This window comes from Alkalihalobacterium alkalinitrilicum, assembly GCF_002019605.1.
Taxonomy (GTDB): domain Bacteria; phylum Bacillota; class Bacilli; order Bacillales; family Bacillaceae_F; genus Alkalihalobacterium; species Alkalihalobacterium alkalinitrilicum.
The window spans coordinates 2505164-2519578 of the sequence record NZ_KV917368.1 but is presented as its reverse complement, the minus strand read 5'-3'; the positions used below and the strand labels follow the sequence as shown (position 1 = coordinate 2519578).

Genomic DNA, 14415 nt, shown 5'->3' with positions numbered 1-14415 from the left:
AACCTTGTGGTGGACTTTTCAGATGGATATTTTAGTGGCCCCTCGACTAGAAATAAGAAGTGGGGTGTTATTCCCAAGAGGCTTAACGAGGCCAATTAAGCCTTCTATATCAGTATATGTAACTCGGTTTTGTTCTATGTATTAAACTTAAAATAGCCCACTCTTCGGAGTGGGCTTAAATTCTTGGTTATCTGTTTATAATACCTAGTTTTAGTTTTAGATCGTAAAGCCTTTTAGAAGCAACTTTATATTCTAAATCGACATGAGTAACAACATTAATAACTAAATTATGACTGTATTCATTTCTTAAGATAGAGAAAACGGTTGGTTTTTTATTTTTTAAAAATGCCATTACTTCAGAAACGGGCAATGTTACATTATTAGTATTAGTACGTAAAAAGCTAATAATAAAATTTTTGAAATGAAATACAGAATCTCTCTTATCGGGCAGAGTCACAATTAAAGAGTCCAGTTTTTCTAATGCTACTTTTAGTTCGGGTTCAATTAGTTCCATTATTGTTTTTTACACTCCTTTAAGAAAATTTGTGCCGAATGAAAATATCTGGGTGCTTTTCTTACGGAGTTTTATTTTTTCATTGGCAGCTGGCTGACGTGGGTTTCCCGTTAGTCCCTGTAGCTTTGCGTCCTTATCTTTCAATAAGTTTGCCTTTTGCAAATACTGTAGAATTATATCGGAAATTGGCGATCGAGTAAAGTAGTGATACTATAAAATAGTAAATCCCACTCTTCGGGGTGAGAAATGGGATTTTCTTTTTAGCGCTGGGAATTTATGTAAAAGTCTATAAAGTGGAACAGAAAAAAGGGTATTAGAGTTGATTTGTAGAATTAGCAGTAAAATAAAAAGTCCTCTCAATAGAGAGGACATAATAGTTGAAATTATCTAACTTTTGCAATATATTTTTGTAAAGGAGTGAGAAATTTGCCCATTGAACAGCAATTGAATGAATTAGTATCTTATTTTGAAAGTGAGTTACAAAGACAAGTATTAGAAAGGGAAATTGAATTCTTACAATGGCTTCAAGAAAAGATTGATAATAGTAAATGTAAATAATTATTTAGTATATGTAATTTCTCTTTTTAATAATTCTTTCTTTAATAGTTCAATGAAATCTTTAGACAACTTGCAGTTAATTGCTTTGTTATATGCCTCCAATAAATCACCGTCGCTTAACTTTTCTAACATGAAAAAATCCTCCCTTGAATACATACCCAAGAAATAATATTAAATGCTGTGAGAACTTATAGCAATACTTATCTGAACATTCACTCGATTGTAATTGATTTGTAATATTATTAATTTTTTTGAAGGGGCTTTAATTTTTTACACAATCTTAACTTTACCTTTATTGTTCTTATAAAATAAAATAGTTATTCTAAATAAAGAACAATAAAAGGGAGGTTTTTTAATGACTGTATTTGAAGAAAGTTGTGTTCCAGAAAACATGATAGAAGGGTATCGGCTGCTTTACGAAATTGAAACAACATTACAATCTATAATCAATTTTCAACTAACTTATAAATACGGTCTTCACTGGCGAAGTATCCTCTACGAGAAAAGGCCAATTAATGACGCATGCCTGCACGAATTAGTTAGCTACCTCTTTAAATACCCACATATCATCCCCAATATTAATAGATCTCAAAGAGAAAAGCTTAGAAAATTATCAGATATACGAAATAAAGTATGCCATATGACAGATATCGCTGATAGTGAGCTGAAGGTAATAAAGGAATGTAACAACATGATTAAAGGGTTTTCATACGAGATTAGCTCTAAAAGGTAAACTATTTTCTGTAACCATTATAAGGATCCCTATTCAGAACTTTCTCCTCATAATCCCTTGAAAGATCCTCTAGCATCTCACGATCGAGTCTTCCTTTAAGATAGTCATCATCAAAGACCTTCATGACTTGACCTTCTTTCATATCCATTACTTGAAGTACCTTTTTCAAACCCTCATAATAGTACAACATTATATGGTACCGTCTTTTTACCTCATAACAATCAGGACAGAGTTTTTTATCCATCCTTACTTTTAAGTTCTTTTCTCTACCAGTTCTTAAACAATTTTCACAGGTGCCCAGTGACTCGTTCATAAAAATCGTCCCTCCAAAGCAGAAGCTATAAAAATTATTGACATTTAAAATATAGGTATTATAGAGTTGTAATAAATGGAAAGGGGAGTTACAATGAGGAATTTATTTGGTATATATGCTTTAACAATGATATTATCTGTTTTTATCGTAGGTTGTGCAAATAATATGGAAGTTAATATAAATAGCGAAGCTGTTGAAGAAACTAAACAATCGAATATCACTGTAATAGATGAAAAATTACATCTCGATACAAAAGAATTATTAGAAATACTAGACGAAGCCTATTATAACAGCAAAGAAATCGAAGGGGAGGATAAACTTTTTGTAGATCTATATAAAAACGTATACGAAGAATGGCTTGAAAAAGAGGAAATAAACGCAACTGAAGAAGTTTTAATAAGACGTTCATTAAGGATGATTAAACTTGAACCTGGCGATAGTGAACCGTTTCAATATGAGTATGAACGCAAAGATGCTGTATCAACATTAGGAATTAAATAAGGAAGGCAGCCCTTTATCGTTTAATTACGGTAGAGGGCGTTTTTGTCGTTAAATAACAACAGATAAAACGAAAAATTTACCGTAAAAAGACAGGCATAAAATGGAACCCGTTGGCATACGTTAATAGCATCCAGCGACGACGATTTAACGTCGCGCTATTAACGTCACACGAAATGACTGCCTCCTTCACGAATATAAAGGCGGTCTTTTTTCGTTAATACCGTTATTAATGTTTTACTTCCTTACCATCTTCGTACCAAATATCCTCGATATGTAAATCTAACACCCTCGCGATCTTTAAAGCTACTGGTAAAGTCGGTAGTGACTTTTCATTAACCAGTAAGCTAAAAGTAGCACTGCTTATCCCTGCTTTTTTGTATACTTCCCCATGCTTAATATTCCTTTCAGCTAAGATAACCCTTAATCTACATTTTACCAACGTTCATCACCTCTCTTTTATAATTCTCGAAAAAAACATCTAGTCCTTTTTATATTTTTTCGATGGACAATGTAACTTTTGTTAATAACATTAATAACATTAAATTAGGTTAACGCCTAAAATGATCGGGAGGTTGGTAAGTTATGAAAGTTATAAAAAGTGTAGGGTTTAACGCTGCTAACTTTGAAGAAAAAGCGATGTTAGAACATTTCAGTCGAAGAAGTTTCTCGAAGTATATAAAACAATTAATTCGTGAAGATATAAAACGTAGTAAAGCAGAAAAAGCGTTAAAGTCTAAAGAGAAAGAAACACAACCAGACGTAGAGATATCGAAACCAGTAGAACACACGCCAGTTAACCCTCAAACTGTCCCTCAACCTATAACGTGGACACCTGACAGCGTGAGTCCTGTACGTAAATTTAATTTTAAATAATGGGGGGAATGCGATATGAAAAAATTAATCGAATTGTTTAAAAAACACGATGCCGATGAGTTATTTATCGCAGAATGTGTTTACGCCTATTTAATTGACCATTGTAGCGATAGTAAGTTCGAGGATGATTTAATTGAAATTATAAGGGGGAAGCAAAATGAAAACGCAAAGATATTCGATTAGTGAATTTATGGCCCGCAACGATGGCAACAATAATTTACTAACGAAAATTGAGCGCCATTTCAAGCGACACCATATTACGTATAAAGTAGTGGGAACGTTGATTATCGTAACAGTCGCGGGAGGAATGGATTTCGCCACACCGACGTTAGCGGCAAGTGGGAGTATAGATGAAGCAGTCCGTCCATTCTACAATAAATTAATGCAGATCGGTAAATGGATAATCATTTTCAAAGGGGGATTTACGATTATTAAGGCGGTAGCAAACGAAGATTTCGATAAAGCGAAGAAGAGCGGTTTTGCTTACGTATTAATTTATATGATACTTCTCGCGTTACCTTGGCTATTCGATCAGGCAGATGAAGTCTTTAGAGAAACGGCTAGGTAGGTGTATGAGATGAAATTTCGATTATCTTCGGAGTTTGGCGCATTAGAAGAAGTCCGAAATAGTCGTGTACACAATGGTATCGATTTAGCGATGCCAGAAGGTACCGAATTACGTTCTATCGCATCAGGTGTAATCGATAAAGTATTTGATGGGTCGAGTAATATCGGAAAGGGTTTATCCATTCAAATGGAAGACGGCACTCGTGCAATTTACGGACACATGAGCGAAGTTAACGTTAATGTCGGCGATGAAGTGAATGCAGGTGAATTAATTGGCGAGGCGGGATCGACAGGGCTATCGACAGGCCCACACCTGCATTTTGCTTTACGATCAGCAAATGGAGATTGGATAGATCCTACTCCACTTGCTGAAGAGTTAGCATCAATGAGTGGAAAAGTAACGGATGAGTCGTTATGGTCTACTATTTTCGAAACAAAAGGAGCGTTATCTGAAATTCTATGGAACGGTGCAAAGGAAACAATTCGAGAAAATGCAAAAGCTACGACTAAGGAAATAGTAATTGGGGCTATTGCTGGAGTGGGTGAAGTTATCTTAGAAGCGATATATGGCATTTGTTTAATTGGTACAGCAACGTTAATTATATTGAGAGTAGTAGGTTATACGCCAGCAAATAAGTATATCGGTTTATTGCCTACAATTTACGTAGCCATAAGATATTTATTTGGAGGGATTTAATATTGAAAATAAAAAAGTCGTTCAGTTCCCCCGTATTGAAAACGAACTTGCAAATAATAAAATGACGTTTATTAATGATAACGGTAAATGGGTTATTAAAGGGGCGCAAAAAGTTGCACAGATCACTTGGGATGTTGCATAAACTTATTCGCAATTACTATTAGGTTTGCTGGAGCTATCGATTAAGATCGGTTTATTCGTTCTATTATTTCCTCAAATTTCGGATTTTGTATCTGCGTAAATGAAATTTTGACCAAATAATAGATTAAGTGGGTGGAATTAATGAAAGCTGTTAAGTTATCGAACTATTTTAATATCGTCAAACCTGATTATGTTTATCTAAAAATTGTACCAAATAAGTCGATACGTAATAATTCATCTCATAAGATAGCCAAGTCGATCGCATCATTACAAAAGAATATCACCGAAAGAATACAGAAAGATGATGCGAAAATAATGCGGATACTAGGTAAGGAGTTTTTAGTCGGTACTAAGTTTAGTTATCGCAGAAACGCGAAAGTATCCTATTTCATTTATATCGAAAAGAAATCGATACAGTTCTTTCTTATCGTCCCTAAACAATATCTATCGATAATAAAAGAACGGATTAGCGATGTATGGACGAATATTACAATCGAAGAAGTTGGGGAAGTGCCGAAGTTTTCTGACAATTTGACAATGTATCAATTAGTCTACGAAAAAGAGGATGCTTTAAGCCTAGCAACTAACCGAAGCGATAACGATTTATTAACATCTAATCTAAATGTCGTCGATGTTATGGAGGAAGGCGATAGAGTCGGTATTTTTTACAACTTTATGCCGATGAGCCAAGGACAATGGAGACCGCTATATCGTAATACCATGGCGAAAGTAAAAGAGCTTAAGCCAGTCGAACGTAATAAGCTAGGGCTAAGTTACGTTATTAAATCGATTATTGCGATTGCTTCCGATATTGTCGATAACATTGGTGAGACGATCGGCGGTGAAAATAAATCGAAGAGACAAGATGAGAATGTTAACGTACTTGCATCTGTACTAGAAAGGATGAACGGCGGCAAACAGATTACCGAATCCACGCATAAAAAGGCGACATCAATCATCCTTAATACTCAAATTGTCGTTTTGTCCGAGTCAAAGAAAGATAAGAGTGGTAGTGATGTTAATAAGAAAAGACAGCACAATAATGCTAAATCGCTCGCCACTAGTTTTGATACGATAGCTGGAGATAATCGACTAACACCAAAATCACTTAAAAAAACGTTTAACTATACGGACTACAGTATTAAATCGGAAATAAACAAGATCGGCGACCAAGAGGCACAAAGTTTCTTATCGTTGCCAGGACGTGAACTACTCGAGCGCTACAACTTTATCGAGAAAATACACACGCAAGAGACCCAAGTACCCGAGGACTTACGAAAAGGACTCATGCGCATCGGTGAATCGATCTATCGCGGTATGAAGCAACCAGCGTATTTATCGACAGACCGCGAGTATCAATACCTTTCATTAATTCTGATCGGACCTAACCGTTCAGGTAAATCAACGTTAATTGGAAACCAGTCGTACGATGCAATAGCAAACGGTGAGTGTGTGATTATGTTCGATTATATTGGAAATTGCGAATTAAGCGAAGAGGTATCGGCATTATTTCCGCATGAAAAGATACTCAATATTAACTGCGACGACCCTAAAACGATTGAAGGCTTAGGATATAACGAAATAAGATACAGTGCAGATCCGAAAGAAAGGTATATTAATGCTAAAAAACAAACCACGCAATTACTAACGTTAGTTAATTCTATTAATTCAGATGATACAGATTTAACTGCAAGAATGCGCAGGTTTATGGAAAGTGCAGCGCTGGCAGTGTTCGTTTGTAACGGGAGTATAAAAGATGTGTTCAGCGTATTACAAAACGCCAAGGAGCGGGCAAAGTATATAAAACAAATACCACAAAGTCTATACGAGGATATGGAGGAGTATATTGGATATCTACATGAATTAGACGAAATTGATAAAGGGGGTAACGTTACAGGTACAAAGGCAGCAAAAATAGAGGGGATACTCAGTCGTCTTAATGCGTTAAAAGCTAATCCTTATATGGAATGGATGTTAAAGAAATCAACCGAAGGTAACATTGATTTAGTTGAGGAAATGCAAAAGAACCAATTAATTTGCATCAAGATGCCTGAGACAATGTTTGGGACAGATAACGAAAAAGATATGTATACAACGTACTGGATTACGAAGTTATGGTTAGCGCTTCAAATACGAAAGGCAAAGTATAAAGATAATCGAGAAAAAATGACGAAGGTAAACTTGTTTATCGACGAGTTGTATCAAGTTGAAAATACTGAGAAGTTCTTAACAGATAAACTTAGTCGATTACCAAAATTTAATATTAAACCGATCATATCATGCCACTATTTGAACCAAATTAAGCATATTCGCGAGGAATTACGCTCGGCTAACGCAAGTTACATGTTAATAAGCGGATGTGACAAGAAGAACTTTAAAGAATTGGAAAGCGAATTATATCCGTTTACTGAGGAAGACTTACTCAATTTAAAACGATACCACTCGATGAACTTAATTAAATGTAAGGACGGTTACGGTCGGTTCATTACGAAGCTACCAGGACCAGTTAGCGAACAAGAAAAAAATCCACACACTAATGAAGTGCATGGATAAAAAAACTTTCTCTATATAATAAGGAAGAAACTCACTCATAATTATCATATGTTTTCTAATACATTAATCGAGATGTTGATTGTTATGATGATAATATCGATTTTGTTATTAGTAGCTGTTCCAAATATGACGAAAAATACATCTGTTGCCAATGATAAAGGGTGTGAAGCAACCATCGACTTACTACAAGCTCAGGTAGGAGCATATTTGTTAGAACATGGTGAGGAGCCTAAAAACATCACTGATTTAAAAGATTATGTGACTACAACTTCATGTCCTGACGGAACTTCACTGAAGATAGATGGAAATGGAAAAGTAGTTATCGATGCTGAATGAAGTTAAACAATCATGGCCATACGTTAACTGAGTTACTCATCGCTTTAATGGTTATTTCTATTATTGGATCAATTACTTTAATATCGCTCTACGCCCCTTTTTCCGCTTACGAAAGAAATCGTTTTATTTCTCAACTTGAAAACGATTTATATTATGCGCAGCAGTTGGCAATCTCGAACGGTGCACCTTCTGTATTTTTCATTAATACCTCCCGTAATCTTTATGCAATAAAACAAAATAACCAGTTTGTATATGAGCAACCATTTAATATAACTGTATCTTTTGAGCGTGGGTCTTTAGGTATTGATGATATTAAATTTTTATCAAATGGCAACATAAGTAAACCAGGTACTTTATTTATGTATATCGATAACCAACGTTATGCACTCGTTTTTCTTCTCGGAAAGGGGCGCTTTTATATTGAAGAGAGATAAGGGATTCTCAATGTTAGAGGTAATTATTTCTATTTTTATTTTATCTGTTATGATGGCTTCGTTATATCCTGCATTAATTAAAATTTATGAAGAAAGAGCAACAATACGTCAAGAAAGTATAGCTAATAATGCTATTTATGAGGGACTTCAACTTTGGTTATTTGAAAATCAATTGCCTGTTTTAGAGTTTAGAAAAGAAGATACGTTATTTTTATGGTCAGTAAGTCAATCAAATGAAAGGGAGATAAGAGTTTGTCTTACTTGGTCAGGGAGGAATGGACGGGATTATAAAAAATGTGGGTATGCAAAAAAATAAATGAAAATGGTTTCACTTTAATTGAGGTTATATTGGCGTTTGCTCTTTTTGTCATGGTAGTATCCTTATTGCCTCTCATCATTAAAGCAGTCCCAGTTATTTTTCCACCAACGGAACAGCCACACATTTTACAAGTCGAATTATTCTATAACCAACTCAGTATGGAAATTAGGGAAGCAAATGAAATTCGAGTCATTGGGAATTCACTATACCTTACAAAACCAAATGATACCGTTATTACGATTGAAAGATTTGGAACATTGATAAGAAGAAGGGTAGATGGTTATGGACATGACGTATTTTTAAGACATGTATCTGACCTTTCATATAAATCTGTCCCAAATGGAGTAGTAGTAACAATAATAGATACAAATGGAAGTATTTATGAACGCAGGTTCTCTATGGTTTGTTGTTGGAGGTGAGTATGTGGGTAACCAGAAAGGTTTTATTCTCCCCACGACAATAATGCTTTGTTTGTTCATGTCTCTAGCAGTTCTTCATCTGGTGGAAGTGTACATGACGGAAAAGAATTTTTCCTTTGAACAAGAGGAGATATTTATAATTGAATCGTTAATGCAAATGGCGATTGTCGATTTAGTTCATGAAATAGGAATGATGGAACAGAACTATTCTAGCGAATTTCATTATGACAATGGAACGGCTACTTATTGGATTTTAGAAGAAAGCCATGATACATTTAACATACAACTTAAAGTGAGGACAACATCGGATCGTCAAAGAGTCGTTAGAGTGTTATTAGATAAAGAACAAATGAGGGTGAAAGAATGGATAGAGTTAACCATGGGATAAGAATTATTTTTTTAACAGGATTTATGGGGGCAGGTAAATCGACTATTGGAAAAGTATTAGCGGAAAAGCTTAACTACAGATTACTTGATACTGATGAGTGGATCGAATCTATACAGGGTAAAAGTATACCTAGAATCTTTAGTGAAGATGGAGAAACGGGATTTAGGTCTTACGAAACAAATGCATTAAAGGATTTACCAGATGAAGATATGGTCGTTACAACAGGTGGAGGAATTGTGGTTAAAGAAGAAAATCGGAAAATTATGAGGAAGAAAGGTATTATTATTTATTTACATTGTGAAATTGATGAAATTCTAGTGCGCACGAAAGGAGATACGACAAGGCCATTATTGCAGAATAAATCTATAGATCAGGTGAGTGATTTATTCAAACAACGTAAGGCTTTTTACGAAGATGCTGATTATCAGGTGGATACTACTAGCTTATCAATTCCAGAAATCGTAGAAAAAATTGAGAAGATCTTGAATGATTCCGAGACCAATTGATAATACTAATATAAATGCTTGCTCAGGAGTGGGGTCAAATGTCTTCCTTTAATGATTATGTTAAATTTGTAACTCAACAATTTGTAACTTATGTTGATCGGCCAAAAGAAGAACGTTTAGCTATGAAGAAACAAAAGAAAGAATCAAAACAACCGCTTCAATATCAAATGTTCGGTATGATACCGTTAGCCCTTTCTATGATTATAAAAAGAAATCGCAAAAAACGGGAAAAGTAAATAATTGTGAAAATGAAGCTGACTCAAGGATAGATTGTCAGGCTCCTCTACTATGAATTTTTTTGCTTATTTATAGTAATATGAGGAAGTCTACACTTAATGAGTCAGTTTTTTCTAGGTTTGTCAATTTGACGGTTGAAATGTTATGCAAAATTGTATATTTATTGACAAAAATCTACAAAAAATGAAAATTCATTTGCTTGTTTAACAAATTGTATTATAATGGTACAAGACATTTATAAGGAGTGACGTTCATGGAGCAACAAACCTTAAAGATAACAAGTGTATTGTCCGATCCAACTCGGTTTTCTATATATCAATTTGTCACAAAACGACACGGTGATGTAACGGTTCAAGAAATTGCAGATCAGTTTAATATTCATGCGAATGTAGCACGTTTACACTTAACAAAATTAGAAGATGTGAATATGGTAGTTTCTGAGACTAAGAAAACAGGAAAAGGTGGTCGTCCGAGTCGGTTTTACAGATTATCTGATGAAGTTGTAAGCCTGCAGTTCCCATATCGTGATTATCAGCGTCTAGCCGATATGTGTTTGGAGACATTAGCTAGTTTCGGTGAAGAAGGAAAAGAAGCATTAAAAAAAATTGGATATAGATTTGGTAAAGAAACTGCTCAGACTTTTTTACTCCGTCTTAATCGCAATTTAGAAGATTTGCAAGATGAAGAAAAAGTTAAATATATAGAAAATATTGCTACTAATCAAGGACTCAATCCAGAAATCTCATATAATAAAGAAGAGCGGCAAGTGAGCTTTAAAATTTTTAATTGTACGTTTAAAGAAGTAATCCAAAATCATTCAGTTGTATTATGTTCTATGCATTACTCGCTCCTTCTTGGTATATTTGAGTACTTTTTCGGGCAAGTTATCTTGAAAGAGGAGCAATCAATGAAAGACCGTGATTGTATCGCTTGTTCATATACAACGATCATTTTATAAATATTTATACAATGACACGATATAGACATCGAAAAGCCATTTACAATCAATTTATTTGTCATATATAATTGTAGTGTACTGTTTTTATTTATGATATGATTAGCATAGACATGTGCTATTGTTGATCAATGGATTAAGACATAGAGAAGGAGGGGACAGGAATGGATCGTATGTTTCGTGTTTTAGGCTTCTGGACAGGAATTTTTGCAGTACTTTTCTTCGTTGGAGATATGTATAACATGGCTTTATTATTTTTTGCACAAACAGGAGCTTTTGTTGCACTTAGCTATTTAAATTTATCTGAGCGAGTGTACATTTATCTTTTTGGTGCATACTTAACTGTTTTCTTTGTAGGTTTTACGTGGTACTCGCATTTCCTACTTGTACCAGGTTTTGGAAACCACTAATATGTAAATTGAGTTTACATACTGAAGAGGCTGACGATTATAAGTCAGCCTCTTTTTCAGCTATAATAAAAGATAAGGCTTCCGTCTCTAGTAAAGATTTTGTTTGGAAAATTACATGAAAACTCTTACTTATACCATCTGTAATGAGAGAACGGATGGCACGGTTTTGCTTACTAATCTCAGAGAATGGATTGGTGTCATAGTTTTCTTGTAAATATTGGAGGATTCCAGCTAGGATTAAAAATCGATCTTGAGTTGTCACGAGTTGGGTGTTCAATCCATTATCTTTACTGATTTGGATAAAAGGATCAAGATGGATATGGGTTGTTAAATCCATTTCACTAGGGTGTAATAAAGGATTATGAATCATCTGATGTTGATAGTATCCACGTAAGCTGCCTTCTCGGTGTTCGGGTTGTTCCCATTCCTCGTTCCAATATCCATAATCAATTGTAAAAACCGCTCCTCTATTAACAAAGTGGCTGATTTGTTTTATCCATTGATTCATCGCTAAAGGGACTTCAATTCGTTGGTTATTTTTAAGTGATGGCCCGTATGTGTGTAACCATTCCCTAATTTCATTGTTTTGAAGCGGTTCCTTCACTTCCGTTAAAGTTTCGTCGCCGTTAAGAGCTACGAAAACTTCGTATAAACTGCCTGCGTGTTTCTCAATTACATGAACAGGAAATGCATCAATAAGTTCATTAGAAAAAAGAATCCCTTCAAAGGGATGGAGGTTCATCTCTTCAATAGATGAACAATAAAAAATGTTCGTGAAATTCCCTAACTTTTCTTTTTGCAGTGCGATGTGATAAGGACTTCCTTCTATGATATAATACGTAAGTTTATTAAAAGAATCAGGGAATTTGTTTTGCCACTCTTTTAATAATTCAAATGAAAACCTTCCTGTACCACCACCAATTTCACAAACGACAAAAGGTAAATTGTTTTTCAAGATCACTTCATGAAAAATAGAGCAAAATACTTTTGCAAAGATAGGGTGTACATTACTTGTAGTAAAAAAATCTCCCGTTTTGCCAATTTTATGTTTCTCTTTCATATAATAGCCATAATGAGGATCGTAAAGAACTTTTTCCATATATTCAGCATAGTCAATTTTTTTGTTTGATTGATTACGTATGTATGAAATGATTGGGTGAGTCATAATAAACTCCTTAGTTGTAATATTTTAACATCACTATTTAGAGGAAGAAATTATTGTTAATACCGTTGACATAGTGTAAAGTGTATTATATACTTTTAATACATTGGTGAATACAATGATTTTGGGAGTCCCCCTCCCCCTCATAGTTCATTTATCAATACGATTTACTCCCCTTGTGACCTCCAAAATAGGAGGTCAATTTTTTTGGTTTTATTAAATATTTTTTCGATTAAAATCCACTTAAAAAGGGATTTGAGTCCATTTCTTGACCAATTGTAGTTGTTGTGCCATGTCCTGAGGCTACAATTGTATTTTCTGGTAGCTCTAACAGTTTATCATGAATACTATCTAATAGTTGTTGGTGGTTACCTTCACGTAAATCTGTTCGACCGATACTTCCTGCAAAAAGGGCGTCTCCTGAAAAAACAATTTCAAGTGGTTCAAAATAAAATGAAACACTTCCAGGAGAGTGACCAGGAGTTTCATATACAGAAAAATTAAATGGCCCGATGGAGAGTGTTCCCTCTTCTTGGATGAGGTGATCTGCGTCTTTTAACATTATTACTTGATTACCTAAAAAAGCAGCTGAACCATTTTTGGTGGCATCGCCAAGCCAAGCACTTTCATTCGTATGTAGGTACACATCAATCCCCCATTCGTTCCTGACATCGTCTACTGCACCGATATGATCAAAGTGGGCATGTGTAAGAAGGATGGCTAATGGTTCAATCCCTTCCTTTTTTAAATAGGCATTCAACTCAGGTCCATTTCCACCTGGGTCAAATATAACAGCCTCTTTCTGATCATTTATAAGCAAGTAACAATTTGTTTGAAGCGGCCCTAGTGGGATTTGTTTCCAATTCATTTAATCTCCTCCATTGCAGTTTATATAATCCTATTCTACACTGAATATAATTGTTGTTCAAAGAATGGAGTGCTACTGTTGAAAAATGGATTTGCTGTAGAAATAAAAAGTGATCTAAACCTGGAGACGAAGAAGTTAGAGGACTGCTATTATCATATTTACAAATACGAACCTATAGATGAAACAGATTGCACTTTTGTATATACTGAAAAGTCTTCTATTGAAGGATTAATGAAAGATTTAGCTCAATATAACGTAGTTCAAGATGTTCATGAGGTGGTGTTTTTTGAAAGTGCTACTGTAGAGGGGATATTTTCTGACTATGGTTGGAAAGGTAAATATTATTACTTGTATCGTGATCTCGTACAACCTTTTATGATTGTTGGAGGGGAAGACATACAAATAAATATGGCCAAACTACAAATTGAAGAGGATTTAATCGCATATAATACGGAAGAAAAGGTTTTCTTTGTAGATCAACAGGCTAAACTCCTAGTAGAAGGGTATGCAGTTGCTTATAAAATTGCTGTGAAATTTTTATAAATCATTTTAGTCAAACCTCGACATTTGAAAAAAAAAAGAGTAAAATGGGGTAGAATGAGCCAAGCTATAGAGGGATATTCTGTGACATTTTCATGTTTTTAATGAAACATCCCTCGTAAGTAATTATAATATATGTGAAAATGCCATTTAGTAATTGAGTTATACATAAGGAGGGGAAGGCATCGTGTTTATTGCAATTAATATGATTTTAGTTGCTATTTTCTGTGCATGGGGACTAATCCGTGAAGTGCGCAACAAGAATTTCTTTGCTGTAGGATTTGCTGGAATTTCTTTAGCTGTATTCGGCTGGTTTGGAGTAATGACATTATTCTCAGGTGCACCAGTAGCTCATTAAGTTACTTTTTTACTGGAAAAGTGGGTGACTCAA

The 14415-nt window shown here is 34.7% G+C and carries 26 protein-coding genes and 1 riboswitch; of the genes, 20 read left to right on the top strand and 6 right to left on the bottom strand.

Going from position 1 to position 14415, the window contains the following annotated elements:
• Positions 1 to 187: 187 nt before the first annotated feature.
• The gene (locus BK574_RS11885; protein WP_078428753.1) at positions 188 to 514 is read right to left on the bottom strand and encodes a hypothetical protein; all 327 of its coding nucleotides are present in this window, start codon (positions 512 to 514) and stop codon (positions 188 to 190) included.
• Positions 515 to 595: 81 nt separating this feature from the next.
• A riboswitch (cyclic di-GMP riboswitch) is annotated at positions 596 to 678 on the bottom strand.
• Positions 679 to 940: 262 nt separating this feature from the next.
• Between BK574_RS11885 and BK574_RS28825 the strand changes: the two genes are divergently transcribed.
• Positions 941 to 1072 (top strand): hypothetical protein, encoded by a 132-nt coding sequence (locus tag BK574_RS28825; protein ID WP_274379425.1) that lies wholly within the window; start codon positions 941 to 943, stop codon positions 1070 to 1072.
• Here BK574_RS28825 and sda read toward each other — a convergent pair whose 3' ends face one another.
• Positions 1073 to 1204, bottom strand: coding sequence for a sporulation histidine kinase inhibitor Sda (gene sda / locus BK574_RS11880; RefSeq protein ID WP_142247956.1), 132 nt, complete (start codon positions 1202 to 1204; stop codon positions 1073 to 1075).
• A 223-nt stretch (positions 1205 to 1427) separates the two neighbouring features.
• On the opposite strand from sda, the gene BK574_RS11875 reads away from it, so the two are divergent.
• A complete protein-coding gene (locus BK574_RS11875) occupies positions 1428 to 1805 on the top strand; it encodes a hypothetical protein (RefSeq protein ID WP_078428751.1) in 378 nt (125 codons plus the stop codon).
• Position 1806: 1 nt separating this feature from the next.
• Here the strand turns inward: BK574_RS11875 and BK574_RS11870 are convergent, their stop codons facing one another.
• Entirely contained in the window at positions 1807 to 2118 is a 312-nt protein-coding gene (locus tag BK574_RS11870) for a hypothetical protein (RefSeq protein ID WP_078428750.1), read from the bottom strand.
• A 75-nt stretch (positions 2119 to 2193) separates the two neighbouring features.
• On the opposite strand from BK574_RS11870, the gene BK574_RS11865 reads away from it, so the two are divergent.
• A complete protein-coding gene (locus tag BK574_RS11865) occupies positions 2194 to 2619 on the top strand; it encodes a hypothetical protein (RefSeq protein WP_142247955.1) in 426 nt (141 codons plus the stop codon).
• A gap of 226 nt (positions 2620 to 2845) precedes the next feature.
• Here the strand turns inward: BK574_RS11865 and BK574_RS11860 are convergent, their stop codons facing one another.
• Complete coding sequence (locus BK574_RS11860; protein ID WP_078428748.1) at positions 2846 to 3058, bottom strand: helix-turn-helix transcriptional regulator; 213 nt, start codon at positions 3056 to 3058, stop codon at positions 2846 to 2848.
• Positions 3059 to 3201: 143 nt separating this feature from the next.
• Here BK574_RS11860 and BK574_RS11855 point away from each other — a divergent pair, with 143 nt between their 5' ends.
• The 15 genes from BK574_RS11855 (at position 3202) to BK574_RS11795 (ending at position 11454) form a co-directional block, all read left to right on the top strand.
• Positions 3202 to 3492: a hypothetical protein gene (locus BK574_RS11855; protein WP_078428747.1), complete on the top strand. Its 291-nt coding sequence runs from the start codon at positions 3202 to 3204 to the stop codon at positions 3490 to 3492.
• A gap of 15 nt (positions 3493 to 3507) precedes the next feature.
• A complete protein-coding gene (locus BK574_RS27495) occupies positions 3508 to 3675 on the top strand; it encodes a hypothetical protein (protein WP_158211633.1) in 168 nt (55 codons plus the stop codon).
• Positions 3650 to 4060 carry a hypothetical protein gene (locus BK574_RS11850; protein ID WP_078428746.1) on the top strand — a complete coding sequence of 137 codons (411 nt, stop codon included), beginning with the start codon at positions 3650 to 3652 and terminating at the stop codon, positions 4058 to 4060. The genes BK574_RS27495 and BK574_RS11850 overlap by 26 nt, the downstream gene beginning before the upstream one ends.
• Before the next feature lie 9 nt (positions 4061 to 4069).
• Positions 4070 to 4756, top strand: coding sequence for a M23 family metallopeptidase (locus BK574_RS11845; RefSeq protein WP_078428745.1), 687 nt, complete (start codon positions 4070 to 4072; stop codon positions 4754 to 4756).
• Positions 4743 to 4898, top strand: coding sequence for a hypothetical protein (locus tag BK574_RS27490; protein WP_158211632.1), 156 nt, complete (start codon positions 4743 to 4745; stop codon positions 4896 to 4898). Before BK574_RS11845 ends, BK574_RS27490 begins: the two co-directional genes overlap by 14 nt.
• Before the next feature lie 140 nt (positions 4899 to 5038).
• Positions 5039 to 7450, top strand: coding sequence for a type IV secretory system conjugative DNA transfer family protein (locus BK574_RS11840; RefSeq protein ID WP_078428744.1), 2412 nt, complete (start codon positions 5039 to 5041; stop codon positions 7448 to 7450).
• Positions 7451 to 7498: 48 nt separating this feature from the next.
• Complete coding sequence (gene comGC / locus BK574_RS11835; RefSeq protein ID WP_078428743.1) at positions 7499 to 7786, top strand: competence type IV pilus major pilin ComGC; 288 nt, start codon at positions 7499 to 7501, stop codon at positions 7784 to 7786.
• Positions 7783 to 8220: a competence type IV pilus minor pilin ComGD gene (comGD, locus tag BK574_RS11830; RefSeq protein WP_078428742.1), complete on the top strand. Its 438-nt coding sequence runs from the start codon at positions 7783 to 7785 to the stop codon at positions 8218 to 8220. The genes comGC and comGD overlap by 4 nt, the downstream gene beginning before the upstream one ends.
• Positions 8207 to 8536, top strand: coding sequence for a prepilin-type N-terminal cleavage/methylation domain-containing protein (locus BK574_RS11825; RefSeq protein ID WP_158211631.1), 330 nt, complete (start codon positions 8207 to 8209; stop codon positions 8534 to 8536). The genes comGD and BK574_RS11825 overlap by 14 nt, the downstream gene beginning before the upstream one ends.
• Entirely contained in the window at positions 8515 to 8958 is a 444-nt protein-coding gene (gene comGF, locus BK574_RS11820; protein WP_078428740.1) for a competence type IV pilus minor pilin ComGF, read from the top strand. Before BK574_RS11825 ends, comGF begins: the two co-directional genes overlap by 22 nt.
• Positions 8959 to 9052: 94 nt before the next feature.
• Positions 9053 to 9346: a competence type IV pilus minor pilin ComGG gene (comGG, locus tag BK574_RS11815; RefSeq protein WP_158211630.1), complete on the top strand. Its 294-nt coding sequence runs from the start codon at positions 9053 to 9055 to the stop codon at positions 9344 to 9346.
• On the top strand, positions 9322 to 9852 hold the full coding sequence (locus tag BK574_RS11810; protein WP_238458011.1) for a shikimate kinase: 531 nt from the start codon (positions 9322 to 9324) through the stop codon (positions 9850 to 9852). Before comGG ends, BK574_RS11810 begins: the two co-directional genes overlap by 25 nt.
• Positions 9853 to 9890: 38 nt before the next feature.
• Positions 9891 to 10088: a YqzE family protein gene (locus BK574_RS11805; protein ID WP_075385078.1), complete on the top strand. Its 198-nt coding sequence runs from the start codon at positions 9891 to 9893 to the stop codon at positions 10086 to 10088.
• Between the two features lie 254 nt (positions 10089 to 10342).
• Positions 10343 to 11047 (top strand): helix-turn-helix transcriptional regulator, encoded by a 705-nt coding sequence (locus tag BK574_RS11800; RefSeq protein ID WP_078428738.1) that lies wholly within the window; start codon positions 10343 to 10345, stop codon positions 11045 to 11047.
• Between the two features lie 161 nt (positions 11048 to 11208).
• Positions 11209 to 11454, top strand: a complete 246-nt coding sequence (locus BK574_RS11795; RefSeq protein ID WP_075385076.1) for a DUF2626 domain-containing protein — start codon at positions 11209 to 11211, stop codon at positions 11452 to 11454.
• 37 nt (positions 11455 to 11491) lie between these two features.
• On the opposite strand, the gene BK574_RS11790 is transcribed toward BK574_RS11795, so the two are convergent.
• Positions 11492 to 12619, bottom strand: coding sequence for a class I SAM-dependent methyltransferase (locus tag BK574_RS11790; RefSeq protein WP_078428737.1), 1128 nt, complete (start codon positions 12617 to 12619; stop codon positions 11492 to 11494).
• 229 nt (positions 12620 to 12848) lie between these two features.
• Complete coding sequence (locus BK574_RS11785) at positions 12849 to 13484, bottom strand: MBL fold metallo-hydrolase (RefSeq protein ID WP_078428736.1); 636 nt, start codon at positions 13482 to 13484, stop codon at positions 12849 to 12851.
• A gap of 78 nt (positions 13485 to 13562) precedes the next feature.
• Here BK574_RS11785 and BK574_RS11780 point away from each other — a divergent pair, with 78 nt between their 5' ends.
• Together BK574_RS11780 and BK574_RS11775 are read left to right on the top strand one after the other, a co-directional pair.
• Positions 13563 to 14027 carry a hypothetical protein gene (locus BK574_RS11780; protein ID WP_078428735.1) on the top strand — a complete coding sequence of 155 codons (465 nt, stop codon included), beginning with the start codon at positions 13563 to 13565 and terminating at the stop codon, positions 14025 to 14027.
• A 184-nt stretch (positions 14028 to 14211) separates the two neighbouring features.
• The gene (locus tag BK574_RS11775; protein ID WP_139313753.1) at positions 14212 to 14382 is read left to right on the top strand and encodes a DUF2759 domain-containing protein; all 171 of its coding nucleotides are present in this window, start codon (positions 14212 to 14214) and stop codon (positions 14380 to 14382) included.
• The last annotated feature ends 33 nt before the right edge of the window (positions 14383 to 14415 follow it).